We start from the raw sequence: 15,384 nt of genomic DNA on the forward strand, positions 1-15,384 counted from the left end.
AGGTTCTCGCTTTCGCGTTTCCCTTTCCGGCGGTTCCGACTGTATCAGATCCTTTCGGGCTCTGATTCCCCGTCAGAGGGGGTTGTCTTCCCGGCGGTTGGGCCGTTCCGACGTCTCAAACCTTAGCGGACTGTCTCGGTGTTTCCCAATCGGGGGCTACCGGGCCGTCGAGCGACAATCGGAATTGAATTCGGACATGCCGAAGTCATTCCCACTGGGGGCTCGTGCTGGTGGTTTGGGTGCCGCTGCTGCGGCGGAGGTGCTGCCGCAGAACCGTTACGGTGACGTGGCAACCCGAAGAACTGTACGGACCCCGCAGAGGGCTGTCAAGCATCTCTGTCAAGATCTTTAATCGAGGTCACTGAGCCGGCCGCCCGCGTCTGGCTGGGCGTGCTCGACCCGGCGCAGGAGGCGGGTGAGCACCTCGCCGAGCGCGGTCCGGTCGTCCGGGGAGAGGTCCTGGAGCAGGTCCTCCTCGAAGACCGAGGCGAGGCGCATGGCCTCCAGCCACTTCTCGCGCCCCTCCGACGTCAGCTCGACGATGACACGGACCCGGTTCGACTCGTCGCGCTCCCGGGTGACCAGGCCCTCGGTCACCATGCGGTCGATGCGGTGGGTCATCGCCGCGGGGGTCAGGCCGAGACGCTTGGCGAGGTCGCCGGGACCCAGCCGGTAGGGGGCGCCGGAGAGGACCAGCGCCTTGAGCACTTCCCAGTCGGTGTTGCTGATGCCCAGCTCGGCGGTCTGCCGGCCGTACGCGACGTTCATGCGGCGGTTGAGGCGGGACAGCGCCGAGACGATCTTCTCGACCTGGGGGTCGAGGCCCTGGAACTCGCGCTGGTAGGCGGCGATCTGTTCTTCGAGTGGCGGTTCGCCGGCGCCGGAGGTGTCGCCCATGGCCGCAGTATGGCACGCCGCTCCTTTGCCTTGAAGTCCTTCGCTATGTACTCTTTACCTTCGAACTTTAGCTTCTAAGTCTTCAGCTCTAACGGCTGGAGCGATCGACCCAAGAGAGGGTGAACGTGACCAGGGCAATGGGCGCCGCGATGCGCCGGATTCACGTGGGCAACGCACTCAGCGCGTTCGGACTCGGCTTCACCGTCCCCTACCTGTACGTCTATGTGGCGCAGGTCCGGGGGCTCGGCTCCATGACGGCGGGCCTCGTGCTCGCCGTCTTCGCGGTGGCCGCGCTGATCGTGCTGCCGTTCGCCGGGCGGGCCATCGTCCGGCGGGGCCCGCTGCCGGTGCTGCTCATGGCCCTGGTCACCGCCGCGCTCGGTGCGCTGAGCCTGGGGCTCTCGGCCTCGGCGGCCACCGTGCTGCTGTCCGCCGCCGCGCTGGGCGCGGGGCAGGCCGTGATGCAGCCGGCGCTCGCGACGATGATCGTGGACTGCTCCACGACGGAGACCCGGTCGCGGGCCTTCGCCATGCAGTTCTTCCTGCAGAACCTGGGACTCGGCGTCGGCGGACTCATCGGCGGTCACCTGGTCGACGCGACCAGCGCCTCGTCCTTCACCCTGCTGTTCGCCATCGAGGCGGCCATGTTCCTGGTGCTGGTCGCGGTGATGGCGACCGTGCGGGTACCGCGCGCCCCGCGCGTGGAGGCCGTTCCGGGCCAGGCGTCCGGGGGCAGCTGGAAGCAGCTGCTGGGCAACCGCGCGATGGTGCAGCTGTGCGTGCTGGGCTTCGTGCTGTTCTTCGCCTGCTACGGACAGTTCGAGTCGGGGCTGAGCGCGTACGGCGTCGAGGCCGCCGGGATCACCACGTCCGCGCTGGGGACGGCGCTGGCCGCGAACACGCTGATGATCGTGATCGCGCAGTTCGCGGTGCTGAAGTTCGTGGAGCGGCGGAAGCGGTCGCGCGTGATCGCCGCCGTGGGTCTGATCTGGGCCGTGGCGTGGGCCGTGGCCGGGTACGCCGGGCTCGGGCACGGCAGCCAGACGATGGCGACGGCCGCCTTCATCTCGACGTACGCGCTGTTCGGTCTGGGTGAGGCGATGCTGTCGCCGACGCTGGCCCCGCTGGTGGCGGACCTGGCGCCGACCGGGCTGGCCGGGCAGTACAACTCCGCCTTCGCCCTGGTGAAGCAGCTCGCCCTGGCGATCGGGCCGGCGGTCGGCGGCCCGCTCGGGGCCTCGCTGCACGCGCCGTACATCGTGGCGTTCCTGTTGTTCTCGCTGGGCATCACGGTGCTGGCGGTGCGGCTGGGGCGGCAGCTGACCGACGTACAGAACCAGCCGTCGCTGGCTCGGAGCCGGGTGGTCACGCAGGGCCGGGCGCCCGCGGACGCGGTGGCGGCCGCGGAGGCGTGAGCCGGGTGTGAGGCCGTGGCGGACTCCGGTCCGTCACGCCTTCGGCAGGACGAACTCGCACCAGACGGCCTTGCCGCCGCCGGGTGTGCGCCGGGACCCCCAGTTGGTGGCGATGGTCGCGACGATGGCGATACCCCGGCCGGACTCGTCCCCGGGCTCCGCGCGGCGGCGCCTGGGCAGGTGGTCGTCGCCGTCGGTGACCTCGATGATCAGGCGGCGGTCGGTGCGGCGCAGGCGCAGCCGCATGGGTGGCGTGCCGTGCTGGAGGGAGTTGGCGACCAGTTCGCTGGTGGCCAGGACGCCCAGGTCGTGCAGGTCGGTGGGGAAGCGCCAGCTGGTCAGTACGCCGGAGGCGAAGGCACGCGCGCGTGGGGCCGCTTCCACGCCGCCGAGCAGTTCGAGGGCGGCGTTGCGGAACAGTTCGGCGTCCGCGCCGGTGCGGGCGGGGTGCTGGAGGACCAGCACGGCGACGTCGTCGTCGTGGTCCGGGGTGACCCCCGCGGAGCGGACCAGGCGGTCGCAGATCACCTGCGGGGTGCCGGTCGCGCCGGACAGGGCGCGCTCCAGGGCGGCGATGCCCTCGTCCAGGTCCTCGTCGCGGCGTTCCACCAGGCCGTCGGTGTAGAGGACGGCGGTGGAGCCGGGGGTCAGGGAGATCGAGCCGGAGGTGTGCACCCAGCCGCCGGTGCCGAGCGGCGGGCCGGTGGGCTCGTCGGCGCGCTGGACGGTGCCGTTCTCGTCGCGGACCAGGATGGGCAGGTGCCCGGCGGACGCGTAGACCAGCCGTCCTTCGTTCGGGTCGTGGATGGCGTAGACGCAGGTGGCGATCTGGTTGGCGTCGATCTCGGTGGCGAGGCCGTCGAGGAGCTGGAGCACCTCGTGCGGGGGCAGGTCGAGGCGGGCGTAGGCCCTGACCGCCGTACGGAGCTGGCCCATGACGGCGGCCGCGCGGACGCCTCTGCCCATGACGTCGCCGATGACCAGGGCGGTGCGGCCGCCGCCGAGGGTGATCACGTCGTACCAGTCGCCGCCGACCGCGGCCTCGGTGCCGCCGGGGTGGTAGGTGGCGGCGACGCGCAGGTCGTCGGGCTCCTCCAGTTCCTGCGGGAGGAGGGAGCGCTGGAGGGTGACGGCGGTTTCGCGCTGGCGGCGTTCGCTCGCGCGGAGGCGGGCCGCGGCCTCGGCGTGGTCGGTGACGTCGGTGGCGAAGACCAGGACGCCGCGGTCACCCCGGTCTCCGCCGCCGCCCTCGGTGACCGGGGTGCAGGTGAAGGTGTAGGAGCGGCCGTCGGAGGCCTTGCGGGACTTGAGGGTGCGGGGTCTGCCGCTGCGCTGGACCTGGTCCAGGAGCAGGAAGAGACCCGGTTCGTCCAGCTCCGGGAGGGCTTCACGCGCGCGTGCGCCCAGGTCGCGCATGCCGAAGGCGGCGACGTAGGCGTCGTTGACGTAGGCGAGGCGGTGTTCGGGGCCGTGCACGAGGGCGACGAGGGCCGGGACGCGGTCGAGGACGTCGCGCACGGGCAGCTCGTCCACGGCGGGGACGGGCGGGGCCTCCTCGGTCAGCTGCTCAACGCGGGCGGCGGGTACGGAGCCGTCGCTCCGCCGGTCGGGGGAGACCGTCGTGTCGGTCCGCGCTGCGGCGCGGCGCTGCGTTCCGGGGAGTCGGGCGCTCCAGCGCGTGAAGTTCACGAATCCTTGCCTCGTGTAGTTGTCGGCGGCCGGAGACCGGGACGGCCGGGACCGGCCGGGGCCCCGGGGGCCGCGCGGGGCGAGCGGCGGCTCGCCCGCGGTGGTGGACCAGTCTGGCAGGGTGCCGGCCTGGCCGACATCCGTCAGACGCCTCAGTCGGCGGAGGAGTTCCGGACTCCGCTCAGGACGACCCCTTCGGGTTGTGCGGCGGTTCCTGGGAAGGCTTTCCACCGGCCGCGAGTTCGAACTCCGCTCGGGGATGTTCGAGTGAACCCAGGGAGACGATCTCCCGTTTGAAGAGTCCGGCGAGGGCCCATTCGGCCAGCACGCGCGCCTTGCGGTTGACGGTGGGGACGCGGCTGAGGTGGTACGCGCGGTGCATGAACCACGCGGGGTAGCCCTTCAGCTTGCGTCCGTAGACGTGCGCGACGCCCTTGTGGAAGCCGAGGGAGGCGACGGAACCGGCGTATTTGTGCGCGTACATGTCTAGGGGCTCGCCGCGCAGGGTGTGCGTGACGTTGTCGGCGAGGACCTTGGCCTGGCGGACGGCGTGCTGGGCGTTGGGGGCGCACTCCCGGCCGGTGTCGGGCGCGGTGACGTCCGGGACGGCGGCGGCGTCTCCCGCGGCCCACGCGTGCGGGGCGCCGTCGACCGACAGGTGGGCGGTGCAGGTGAGGCGGCCGCGGTCGTCGAGGGGGAGGTCGGTGGCGGCGAGGACCGGGTGGGGTTTGACGCCGGCGGTCCAGACGACCGTGCGGGTGGGGAAGCGGGAGCCGTCGCTGAGGACGGCGACGCGGTCGGCGCAGGAGTCCAGGCGGGTGTCCAGGCGTACGTCGATGTTGCGGCGGCGCAGTTCGGTGACCGTGTAGCGGCCCAGGTCCTCGCCGACCTCGGGCAGGATGCGGCCCGATGCCTCGACGAGGATCCACTTCATGTCCTCGGGGGTGACGTTGTGGTAGTACCGCGCGGCGTAACGGGCCATGTCCTCCAGCTCGCCCAGGGCCTCCACGCCCGCGTAGCCGCCGCCGACGAACACGAAGGTGAGGGCGGCGTCGCGGATGGCGGGGTCGCGGGTGGAGGAGGCGATGTCCATCTGTTCGAGGACGTGGTTGCGCAGGCCGATGGCCTCCTCGAGGGTCTTGAAGCCGACGCCGTGGTCGGCGAGGCCGGGGACGGGCAGGGTGCGGGAGACCGAGCCGGGCGCGAGCACGAGTTCGTCGTAGGTCAGCCGGCGGGCGCCGGTGCTCTCCTCGTCGGTGGCCAGGGTGGTGATGGTGGCGGTGCGTGCCGTGTGGTCGATGGACCGGGCCTCGCCGATGACGAGGCGGCACTGGCCGAGGAGGCGGCGCAGGGGCACGACGACGTGCCGCGGGGAGATGGAGCCGGCCGCCGCCTCCGGCAGGAAGGGCTGGTACGTCATGTAGGGGTCGGGGGTGACGACCGTGATCTCGGCTTCGCCCCGCCGGAGTTCGCCCCTGAGGTTCCGCTGTAGACGCAGGGCCGTGTACATCCCGACGTAGCCACCGCCGACAACGAGAATGCGCGCACGTTCCTTCACCATCCCATGACGCACCCGGCGCTTGCGTTTGTCCACAGGCTCGTCGATTTGTGTGACCGGAGATCGCGTAGGCGCGGTCACGGCCGCGGGACCGTGGTGAGGCGCGGTCGTGCAGGTCAGCGGGGGTGGAGAAGGGGGCGGGGGGCGGCACATTCGGGGCGTATGTGATCCGTGCTCCGATCGGGGGGCGCTCCGTGCGGAACGTGCCCCTTCTGAATTGACCCTCGCTCAACTATGTTCTTTCCGACGGGGTGCAGGGGGATGCGCTCACCGGGTCCGCGACGGGCGGACCGCGGCAGGGGCCAGTTCCGCGCACTCCGGCTTTCGATGGCGGGGAGAGTCTCCGGGGGGAGACGTCATTACCGGGGGATTGTCTATGCATGTTCAGGACTCTCATTGGTCGTCCGCGTCGGCTGTCGCGCCCGGTGGCGCGATGAGTGCGGCGGCGGGTGGCGCACGCGGGGACGCGGCACGGAACGCTCCGTTGCGCGTGGACGCCCAGCGCAATCTGGAGCACGTCCTGCGCGCGGCCCGCGAGGTCTTCGGCGAGCTGGGTTACGGCGCGCCCATGGAGGACGTGGCGCGGCGCGCCCGGGTCGGTGTCGGCACCGTGTACCGGCGCTTTCCGAGCAAGGACGTGCTGGTCCGGCGGATAGCCGAGGAGGAGACGGCGCGGCTGACCGACCAGGCCCGGACGGCGCTCGGGCAGGAGGACGAACCGTGGTCGGCGCTGTCCCGCTTCCTGCGTACGTCGGTGGCCTCGGGCGCCGGCCGGCTGCTGCCGCCGCAGGTGCTGCGGGTCGGGGTGTCGGACTCCGCCGGCGACGGTGCGGGCGGTGACGGCGCCGCCGTTCCGGGCGGTGAGCCGCGGGTGCCGCAGCAGCGGATACAGCCGGGCTCGGGCGAGCTGCGGCTGGTGTCGGAGGAGCACGGTGCCGCCGGTGCGGCGGCCGATGCCGCGGTGTCCGTGGAGGTCGATCACGGTGCGGCGGCGCTGCTGGAGGTCGTGGGCCGGCTCGTGGAGCGGGCCCGTGCGGCGGGCGAACTGCGGCCGGGCGTCTCCGTGTCGGACGTGCTGCTGGTGATAGCCACGGCGGCGCCCTCGCTGCCGGACCCGGCGCAGCAGGCGGCGGCCTCGGCGCGGCTGCTGGACATCCTGCTGGAGGGGCTGCGTTCGCGTCCCTCCTGACCGCGGCGGCCGTCGGGGCGGGGGACCGAGGTACTTCTCCTTCCCCGAACGGCTGAGCGTCATTACCGCCGCAGGGCAAGTCCCCACGGACGAGTGGTGATCGGCCCGCGGAGGTCCTGAACAAAAGCCAATATGGCACTCTGGCGCCGTGTTCGGACTGGCTGGGCAGGCGGCGGGGGCTTTCCGCGATGAGCGTTGACGGGCGGGGCGGGTCACTCGGTGACGGCGAAGGCGGGCCCGGTGACACGGGTCCCGCCGGCTCACCACAGGTGCCGGGCCAGGGCGGACGGGCCAGGTCCCCGTGGGGCGGCGGTCCGACGGACGCGAGTCGGCCCGGCCAAGGCGGGGGTGCGGCCGGGGCCGGCTCTCCGGCGGGGTCCGGCGTCCCGGCCCAGCGCGAGCTGCACGAGGACAGCGTCCTGCCGCCGCCGCGCGAGGTCCCGTCGTCCGACGCCGAGCTGATCGAGGGCATGCGCGCGGGCGACGACACGGCCTACGAGGAGCTGTTCCGGCGCCACGCGGACGCGGTACGCCGGTACGCGCGCACCTGCTGCCGCGACGCCCACACCGCGGACGACCTCACCGCCGAGGTCTTCGCCCGCATGCTCCAGGCGGTGCGCGGGGGGTCGGGGCCCGAGCACGCCGTGCGCGCCTACCTGCTCACCGCGGTCCGGCGGGTCGCCGCGGGCTGGACGCGCTCGGCCGGGCGGGAGCAGTTGGTCGACGACTTCGCCGTGTTCGCCGCCCAGTCCGCGCGGACCGCCGAAGGCCCGGACGACGACACCCTGGAACTGGGCGCCGAGGTCCGGGCCATGCACCAGGCCGAGCAGTCGATGGCGATGCGGGCCTTCCGGTCGCTGCCGGAGCGGTGGCAGGCCGTGCTGTGGCACACCGAGGTCGAGGACGAGTCGCCGAGCGAGGTGGCCGTGCTCTTCGGGCTGGACGCCAACGGCACCCGGGTACTCGCCAGCCGCGCCCGCGAGGGCCTGAAGCAGGCGTACCTCCAGGCCCACGTCAGCGACACCCTCACCGGCGACGAGGAGTGCGCCCGCTACGCCGATCAGCTCGGCACGTACGCGCGCGGCAGGCTGCGCGTGCGGGCCGAACGCGGGCTGCGCAAGCACTTGGAGGAGTGCGCGCGGTGCAGGCTGGCCGCCACGCAGATCGAGGAGGTGGCGAGCGGCATCCCCGCCGTGGTGCCGGTCGCCGTCATCGGCTGGTTCGGCGCCGCCGGGTACGCCAAGGCCGCCGGGATCGTCGCGGGCGGCGCGGGCGTCGGCGCGGCGGGTGCGGCGGCGGCCGGCGGTACGTCCGGCGCGGGCGGCGGCGGTGCGGGCGGCGGTGCCGCGGCCTCCGAAGGGCTGGGCGCGCCGGTGAAGGCGGGCATCGCGGCCGGTGTGGTGGCGGTGGCCGCCGCGGCGGCGCTGGTCTTCGCGCTGGCCGGCGACGACGAGCCGGAGGACCGTCCCTCGAAGGCCGCCCCGCCCGCCTCCTCACCGGTGGCACAGCCCGCCCCCGACTCCCCCACGCCCTCACCGCGCCCACCCCGCCCCCAGCCCCCGGCGGCCGCGCCCGAGCCGACCCCGACCCCCACCCCGACACCCGAACCGCCCCGGACACCGAAGCCGACGCCCACCCCGAAGCCCACCCCCAAGCCGACCCCGCCCCCGTCACCCCCCGCGCCCACGCCCTCCCCCACACCCCCGCCGCCCGCGTCACCGCCCCCACCCGCCCGGACCGTCTACCAGTGGAACGAGCTGGCGTACGACGTGACCGGTGACGGCACCCGGCCCGAGATGCGGCTGGCCGGGAGCAGTTGGGTGTGGCAGCGCTCCGCCCTGTCGATCGACGGCGTGCGGTACGCGCACGGCGTCACCGTGCACGGCCGCTCCTCCGTCACCATCGACCTCAACCGCTCCTGCTCGTCCTACGACGCGCTGGCCGGCGTCGACGACCTGACGATGAAGTTCGGCAAGGTCCACTTCTCGGTGTTCGCCGACGGTGTCCGGCTGTGGAACTCCGGGCCGGTCGAGGGCGGTGACCCGGCGGTGCCCGTCCATGTGGACGTCTCGGGGCGCGAGACCGTACGCCTGGTGGCCGAGCCGCACGGGCCGCTCGACTCGGCGGCGCTGGCCGACTGGGCGCAGTCGCGCTTCACCTGCGGGTAGCGCCCCGCACCACCCCGCGCGCTACGGGACCGGCTGCCGCGGCCGGAGGTCGCGCACCGCCTCGTCCAGTTCGGCCAGGACGTCGCCCCGGTCGAGGGCGGCGCCTTCGGCCTGCTCGGCGGCGTACCGCTCACCGCCGAGGGCGGTCCGGGCGGCGGCCCCGGCCCGCTCGGCGTGCGCGCGGTCGGGCATGGGGCGCGGGCGGCCGCCGCGCCAGTGTGCGGCCGCGCCGAGCAGCCGTGCCGACCGGGCGTGGTCGCCGAGGCGGCACAGCAGTTCGGCCGAGCCGTCCACGAGGGCCGCCACGACCAGGTCGGCGCACCGCTTGTGCACGGCCGTACGGAAGGTCTCCACCAGCAGCGGCAGACCCTCGCGCGGCCCCGACTCGCCCGCCGTAACGAGGGCGTCCACCAGCCCCAGCGTCGCCAGGAACTGCGGTGGAGGCGTCCCGCGCACGCACTCCTCGCGCGCCGCCTCGCACAGGGCACGCCCGCGCGCGAAGTCCGCGTCCTCCACCGCGAGTCCAGCCCGCAGCATCAGGACGAACGCCTTGGAGTCCACCACGCCGTACCGGTCGGCGGCGGCGCCGGCCCGGTCGAGCACGGTGAGCGCCGTGTCTCGGTCGCCCGCGCGGTAGGCGATCTCGGCGAGCCTGGCGATCAGGAAGGGCGACTCCGCGAAGGCGCCCACCTCATCGGCGAACCTCAGGGCCTCCTCGTACTCGGCCCTGGCCTCCTCGTAGCGGCCGAGGGCCATGGCGTGCTCGCCGAAGGCGCTGCACACCTGCGCCTCCACCAGGCGGTCGCCGATCCGGCGGCTGAGCACGCGCAGTTCCGCCAGGTCCTCGTCGACGCCGGCCAGACCTCCGGAGGAGTCGACCACCGTGTGCGTGCGGAACATGAGGCTGGCGGCGATCTCCCACTCGCCCCCGTGGGCGCGGCAATTGGCGACGGAGGCGTCCATGACCTCGCGTACGTCGTCCGAGTCGCTGACGAAGAACTGGGTCAACGGCCAGATGAGGCCGGGTACCCGGGCCGCTTCGGGGCCACCGGCGGCGAAGTGGTCCCGCAGCCGGACGACGTAGCGCCGCATCCGTTCGTCCAGCCGCCCCTCCCCCGGCCCGGACTCGAAGGTGAGGAGGAGGTGCATCATGCGCACCCGCATGCGCAGGGAGTGCAGCGGGTGCCGGGTGTCGCCCTCCGGTACGGCGAGGAGGGCGGCTACGGGGTCGGCGGCGGCCGTACGACGGGCGAGGACGTCCGGCGCCGGCACCTCCCCGCCGCCCGCGTCCAGGGCGGCTCCGAGACGCAGCGTCCGGTCGAACCACCGGACGCCCTCGTGCCGGTAGTTGCGCAGCCACCAGAACCAGCCCATGGCGAGGGCGAGGGCGGCGGCCTCCCGTTCGTCACCGGCGCCGAGGGTGCGGTCGAGGGCCGCGCGGATGTTGTCGTGCTCGGCCTCCAGCCGGGCGATCCAGGGCAGCTGCCCGGCGGACCGCAGCTGGGGGTCGGCCTCCTCGACCAGCGCGCGTACCCACGCGCGGTGGGCCTCTTCCGCGCGGGCGCGCAGCTCGGGCAGCTCGGCGGCGCGTTCACCGGCGTACTCGTGGATGGTCTCCAGCATCCGGTAGCGCGTGCCGGCGCCGTGGGTGCCGGGGGCGGCGACGACGAGGGACTTGTCGACTAGGGCCCCGACGAGGTCGGCCGCGGGCCCGGTGCCGACGGCCTCCGCGGCGTCCAGCTCCCAGCCGCCGGCGAAGACGGACAGCTCGCACAGCATGGTCCGTTCGGCATCGTCGAGGAGGTCCCAGGACCAGTCGACCACCGCGCGCAGGGTCTGCTGGCGGGGCAGGACGGTGCGGCTGCCGGAGGTGAGCAGGCGGAAGCGGTCGTCGAGCCGGTCGGCGATCTCCCGGGGCGTGAGCACCCGCAGGCGGGCCACCGCCAGCTCGATCGCGAGGGGGAGCCCGTCCAGTCGGCGGCAGATCTCGGCGACGGCGGTCTCGTCGCGCAGCACGGTCCCCACGTCGGGCCGTGCGGCGGCCGCGCGGGCGGCGAAGAGGCGCCGGGCCTGATCCGGGGTGAGCGGCTCGACCGGGCGCACCGACTCCCCCGGGACACCGAGGGGTTCACGGCTGGTGGCGAGGACGGTGAGGCCGGGACAGCGGGTCAGCAGCGTCTCGGCGAGCCGGGCCACCTCCTCGATGACGTGTTCGCAGTTGTCAAGGACGAGAAGCAGGTCGCGAGCCGCGCAGTACTCGACGAGCAGGGCGACGGGGTCGTGCGGGACTGCGGCCCGGTCGCTGCTCACCAGGACGGTCTCGCGCAGCCCGAGCGCGTTGACGACCGCGCCGGGCACGGCCTCGGGCCGGTCGAGAGGGGCCAGTTCGACCAGCCAGGCCTGCGGGAGCGCGGCGGCTGCCTCCTCGGCGAGGCGGGTCTTCCCGGAGCCGCCGGGGCCGGTGAGGGTGACCAGCCGGGCCGTGCGCAGGTCGGAACGGATGGCGTCGAGTTCGCGTTCGCGTCCCACGAAGGAGGTCAGCCGGGGGCGGATGTTGCCCGTCCGGGCAGGGGGCGCCGGCCGCCGTTCCTCGACGGGCTCGGCGAGCAGTTCGGCGTGCAGGGCGCGCAGCCGCGGCCCCGGTCCGGTCCCGAGTCCCTCGTCCAGAGCGCGCCGGGCGTCCTCGTAGGCGGCCAGGGCGTCGGCGTCGCGGCCCGCGGCGCGCAGGGCGCGGACGAGGAGGGCGTGCAGCGGTTCGTCGTACGGGTGCGCGGCGGTCAGCTCCCGCAGTCGCGGTACGGCGTCGTGGGCGTCGCCGAGACGCAGGCCGGCCTCGATCCGGGCCCGGGTCGCCTCCAGGCGCAGGGCCTCGGGGCGGGCGGCGGCGTCGGGGAGGTCGGCGAGGGCGGGCCCGCGCCAGAGCCCGAGGGCCTCGTCCAGCTGCCGGGCGGCGCCCGCGGCGTCACCGCGCTCTAGGGCGGCGGTGCCGTGCCGTACGAGGCGCTCGAAGACGTACAGGTCCACGTCGTCCCGGGTCGCGGCGAGCCGGTAGCCACCGGGGGCGGAGGCGACGGCGTCCTTGCCGACGGTACGGCGCAGACGGCCGACCAGTGCCTGGAGGGCGGCGGGGGCGTCCTTCGGCGGGTCCTCCGCCCAGACCTCGTCGATCAGGGTGGCGGGGGTGACGATCTGGCCGGGTCGCAGGGCGAGGGCGGCGAGCAGCGTACGGAGGCGGGGCCCGCCGGGGGTGACGACGGTGCCGTGGTCCTCCGTCTGGGCGACGCCCAGGATTCTGTACCGCACGGGTTCATTGTCGCCGGAGGCGGGCGGTGGGGTCTCGGCGTTCACGTGGCGCGGCGCGGGTCGTGTCCCGGGGTGGGTCTGCGCGGCCCGTGCGACGGGGGCGAGTACGAGGTGGGTTCCGCGTCCCGGCACAACGCGGTGCCCGGCGCGGGTGCGGGCCGGGGGTGGGTGTCGCGGGCCGGCGCTTGCCGGGTGCCGCTGCGCCCACCCGTGCCGCCCCTGGGGGTACCTCCCAGGCCGTTCAGGCACTGGGGGAGGCACGACTGCCCGCAGCTACGCGGGAGAGCCGCGTACGGCGCGACCCCGACCCACCACCGAACCCAACGCGCTACGCGCACCCCCACCGAAGCAGCCACAGGCCGCCGCAGGCATCCCACCCGCCGCGCCACGCGCACCCCCACCCGCACAGGCCGCCGCCGCATCACCCCCGCCGCACCACCGCCCCCGCCCCGCCCAGCGCGCCCCGCTCCGGCGCGATCCCGCCCGGTACCGCGCGTTGGCGGGCCGGCGTGCCCGTCCAGCACGTGCCCCGGCGGGCCAGCAGGCGCCGCAGCCACAGCTCCAGGGAGACCAGGTCGGCCACGCCGTCCAGCGGCAGTGCCTCGCCCGCCGCCACCGCGCGCACCGCCTTGCGCACCACCCGCGCCTCCACCAGCCCCGCCTGCGCGAGCAACGGCGTGTCGAAGAGGCCGAGCAGGGAGTCCGCGGAGACCCGCAGCCCCGCCCGTGCGGCCGACGCGGCCAGCGCCTGCGTCGGCGCCCCCCACCCGCTCGGCAGCTCGCTCACCCCCGCCCCCTCCAGGACCGTCCGCAGGATCGACGCCCGCGCCCCCGGCTGCACCCGCAGCGCCTCCGGCAGGGCACGGCACGCGCGTACGACCTGGTTGTCGAGGAACGGCGCGTGCAGCCGCTGGAAGCGGATCTCGGCCGCCTGCTCCAGTACCCGTACGTCCGCGGCCTGCCGGGCCAGCGCCGTACGCGCGCGGAAGTCACCCGGCCGCTGCCCGGGACCCACCCCCGACCGCTGCGACGAGGTCTGGAGGCGAACCGATACTTCAGCCAGCGCCTCTCCGGTCAGCCACCGCGCCGCCGGCCCGGGCCCGGCCCAGGTCAGCGCGGCCAGGGACGCGTCCATCGCCCCGTCACCGAGCGCGTCGAACCGCCGCCTCAGCAGCCGCTCGGCGAGCACCTCGAGACCCGTCCGGTACGGCGTCCGCGCCAGCCGCCGCGCCGCCCCGTACACGCGCGCGGGGACCAGCACCGACCCGTCGGCCTTGGCCAGTGCCGCGACCGGCCGCACGAGATGGCGCCGTTTGCGGTCCATCAGCAGGTCGGCCAGGCGCGCCGGATGGGCGTCGAGGACCTGCCGCGCCCCGTACCCGGTGAAGTGGTCCGCGCTGCCCGCCGCCAGCCGCGCCCGGTGCCGCGCGGCCGCGACCAGGGACGAGCCCGGTTCGTCGGTGAGCGGCCCGTCCAGGTCGGCGTAGGGCAGCATGTCCTCCCCGCCGGTGACCACCACGTGGTGGAGCCGCGGGTTGGCCGCCAGCGCGCCCGCCCGCGCCAGCTCGGACTCCTGACCGCCCACGGCGAGGTCGTTGAAGGTGACGGCCAGCAGCCGCTCCCCGGCCCCGGTGCCGTGCCCGAGCACGGTCCCCGGCATCCCCGGCAGCCCGGCGGCCAGCAGCGCCAGCGTGCCCGATGCCGGCCCGCCGGACAGGTCGGCCCCGATCCCCGGAACGGGCATCCCGCGCGCGGCACGCCGTTCCGCGGGTCCCATGCCCGGGACGGGCCCGGGGTCGATGCCGTCGCCGGGTACGTGCCGCGGCGCGGCGAGCCGGGTGCGCACGGCCTCCACGAGCGCGTCCCGCACCCCGTCCACCGCGCGGTCGGGGTCGGCGGAGGGCGCCGCGACGGCGAGCGAGGCCACCGGTTCGTACCCGGCGATCTCGCGCGCCCCGGCGCGCAGGATCAGCGCATGCCCCGGCGGAACGCGCTTGACGCCGTCGTACGGGGTGGAGTCGTCCAGCGCGGCGGGCACGTCGGGCGCGGCGAGCAGCGCGGCGAGGTGGCCGAAGTCGAGGTTGGCCTCGACGAGGTCGGCGAGGGGGAGCGCGGCGGTCGCGTAGGCGGTGCCGCCGGACCAGGGGGTGTGGAACACCGGCCGCGCGCCCGCGAGATCGCCGCAGACGGTGATCCGTCTCCCCACCTGGACGACGGCCGTGTAGCTGCCGGGCCACGCCGTCAGGTGCCGGAGGGCGCCGCCGCGCGCGGCGAACAGGGCGACCCGCAGCTGCTCGTCGGAGGCGCCGCAGATGCCGAGGACGGCGATCCGGGTCTGCGGATCGGCGTCGACGACGCGGACCTCGTCGGGGCGCCAGTCGCCGACCGCCCACAGAGGGTCGGGGTCACCCCACAACGGCTGGGCGCCGACGGGCTGCACGGTCTCGCCGTCGTACCCGGTGGCGCCCGCGGAGCCGGCCGCGCCGGTGATCCCCGCGGCTCCCACGGCGGCGCTGCTCCACCCCACCAACCACCGCATCGACGCCTCCACAGGCTGGGGACAACCAGTGCACCGTACGAACTGGTTCCCCATGCTGCCATGAAGGGCGCGCCACAGAGCAGCGGCGGAGCCGCACTGGCTCCCGTGAATGCGTCCTCGCGGTCACTCGCGCGAGGACGTCAACTCCCCTTCCGCTTCCGCTCGGCGGTCGATCCGCGGTCGGTCCGCGCTCTGTCCGTGGGCGTGAAGACGACTCGAATGCGCCCCCACAACGCGCCGTTTGGCTCCCCAACGCGCCCTCAACTCCCGTGGTGAGGACGGATGTACGCCCGAAATACCACGAACGATTTTCAGCCAAATCGACGACACACGGACAGACTCGAACACGCTGCGTACAGGCCCCCGCCCCACTCGCCGGCGTTCGGCCCGGGAGGCGGGACTCGCCCCCCGGGCCGGTCCGCCGCCCGCGGGGATGTAGGCGGCGGTGTCCCCCAGCCCACTGGATCCAGTACAGCGGGCCGACCCACGCACCGCCCATGGAATCGCTCCCGCGATGGCCGGAGAAGAGCGCACGGACGGGCGCACGGCCACACAACGGGAGCACGCCGCAACGGACCGTGCACGCACCGCACTTGAGTACGGACCACAATCCCGCCATCCGGAAC

At 74.5% G+C, this 15,384-nt stretch carries 8 protein-coding genes; 3 read left to right on the forward strand and 5 right to left on the reverse strand.

Going from position 1 to position 15,384, the window contains the following annotated elements; all coding sequences use genetic code 11:
• Positions 1-348: 348 nt before the first annotated feature.
• On the reverse strand, positions 349-897 hold the full coding sequence (locus ACZ67M_RS20250; protein WP_122614663.1) for a MarR family winged helix-turn-helix transcriptional regulator: 549 nt from the start codon (positions 895-897) through the stop codon (positions 349-351).
• A 137-nt stretch (positions 898-1,034) separates the two neighbouring features.
• Here ACZ67M_RS20250 and ACZ67M_RS20255 point away from each other — a divergent pair, with 137 nt between their 5' ends.
• Positions 1,035-2,312, forward strand: a complete 1,278-nt coding sequence (locus ACZ67M_RS20255) for an MFS transporter (RefSeq protein ID WP_469852583.1) — start codon at positions 1,035-1,037, stop codon at positions 2,310-2,312.
• A 33-nt stretch (positions 2,313-2,345) separates the two neighbouring features.
• Here the strand turns inward: ACZ67M_RS20255 and ACZ67M_RS20260 are convergent, their stop codons facing one another.
• Both ACZ67M_RS20260 and ACZ67M_RS20265 read right to left on the reverse strand, forming a co-directional pair.
• Positions 2,346-4,001: an ATP-binding SpoIIE family protein phosphatase gene (locus ACZ67M_RS20260; protein WP_469852065.1), complete on the reverse strand. Its 1,656-nt coding sequence runs from the start codon at positions 3,999-4,001 to the stop codon at positions 2,346-2,348.
• Between the two features lie 181 nt (positions 4,002-4,182).
• The gene (locus ACZ67M_RS20265) at positions 4,183-5,562 is read right to left on the reverse strand and encodes an NAD(P)/FAD-dependent oxidoreductase (RefSeq protein ID WP_469852066.1); all 1,380 of its coding nucleotides are present in this window, start codon (positions 5,560-5,562) and stop codon (positions 4,183-4,185) included.
• A gap of 373 nt (positions 5,563-5,935) precedes the next feature.
• Here ACZ67M_RS20265 and ACZ67M_RS20270 point away from each other — a divergent pair, with 373 nt between their 5' ends.
• Both ACZ67M_RS20270 and ACZ67M_RS20275 read left to right on the forward strand, forming a co-directional pair.
• Positions 5,936-6,748, forward strand: a complete 813-nt coding sequence (locus ACZ67M_RS20270; protein ID WP_469852068.1) for a TetR family transcriptional regulator — start codon at positions 5,936-5,938, stop codon at positions 6,746-6,748.
• Positions 6,749-6,936: 188 nt separating this feature from the next.
• Positions 6,937-8,916, forward strand: a complete 1,980-nt coding sequence (locus ACZ67M_RS20275; RefSeq protein ID WP_469852070.1) for a sigma-70 family RNA polymerase sigma factor — start codon at positions 6,937-6,939, stop codon at positions 8,914-8,916.
• Between the two features lie 21 nt (positions 8,917-8,937).
• Here the strand turns inward: ACZ67M_RS20275 and ACZ67M_RS20280 are convergent, their stop codons facing one another.
• The gene (locus tag ACZ67M_RS20280) at positions 8,938-12,219 is read right to left on the reverse strand and encodes a BTAD domain-containing putative transcriptional regulator (protein WP_469852072.1); all 3,282 of its coding nucleotides are present in this window, start codon (positions 12,217-12,219) and stop codon (positions 8,938-8,940) included.
• A 421-nt stretch (positions 12,220-12,640) separates the two neighbouring features.
• Positions 12,641-14,758, reverse strand: coding sequence for an asparagine synthase-related protein (locus ACZ67M_RS20285; protein WP_161326197.1), 2,118 nt, complete (start codon positions 14,756-14,758; stop codon positions 12,641-12,643).
• Positions 14,759-15,384 lie beyond the last annotated feature (626 nt).

This window comes from Streptomyces sp. NPDC107500 (assembly GCF_055582785.1).

What these genes read in the sequence shown, in the direction of transcription:
- ACZ67M_RS20270 (WP_469852068.1), top strand. Translation starts at nt 5,936, where the DNA reads ATGCATGTTCAGGACTCTCATTGGTCGTCCGCGTCGGCTGTCGCGCCC.
- ACZ67M_RS20255 (WP_469852583.1), top strand. Translation starts at nt 1,035, where the DNA reads ATGGGCGCCGCGATGCGCCGGATTCACGTGGGCAACGCACTCAGCGCG.
- ACZ67M_RS20265 (WP_469852066.1), bottom strand. Translation starts at nt 5,562, where the DNA reads ATGGTGAAGGAACGTGCGCGCATTCTCGTTGTCGGCGGTGGCTACGTC.
- ACZ67M_RS20250 (WP_122614663.1), bottom strand. Translation starts at nt 897, where the DNA reads ATGGGCGACACCTCCGGCGCCGGCGAACCGCCACTCGAAGAACAGATC.
- ACZ67M_RS20285 (WP_161326197.1), bottom strand. Translation starts at nt 14,758, where the DNA reads ATGCGGTGGTTGGTGGGGTGGAGCAGCGCCGCCGTGGGAGCCGCGGGG.
- ACZ67M_RS20275 (WP_469852070.1), top strand. Translation starts at nt 6,937, where the DNA reads ATGAGCGTTGACGGGCGGGGCGGGTCACTCGGTGACGGCGAAGGCGGG.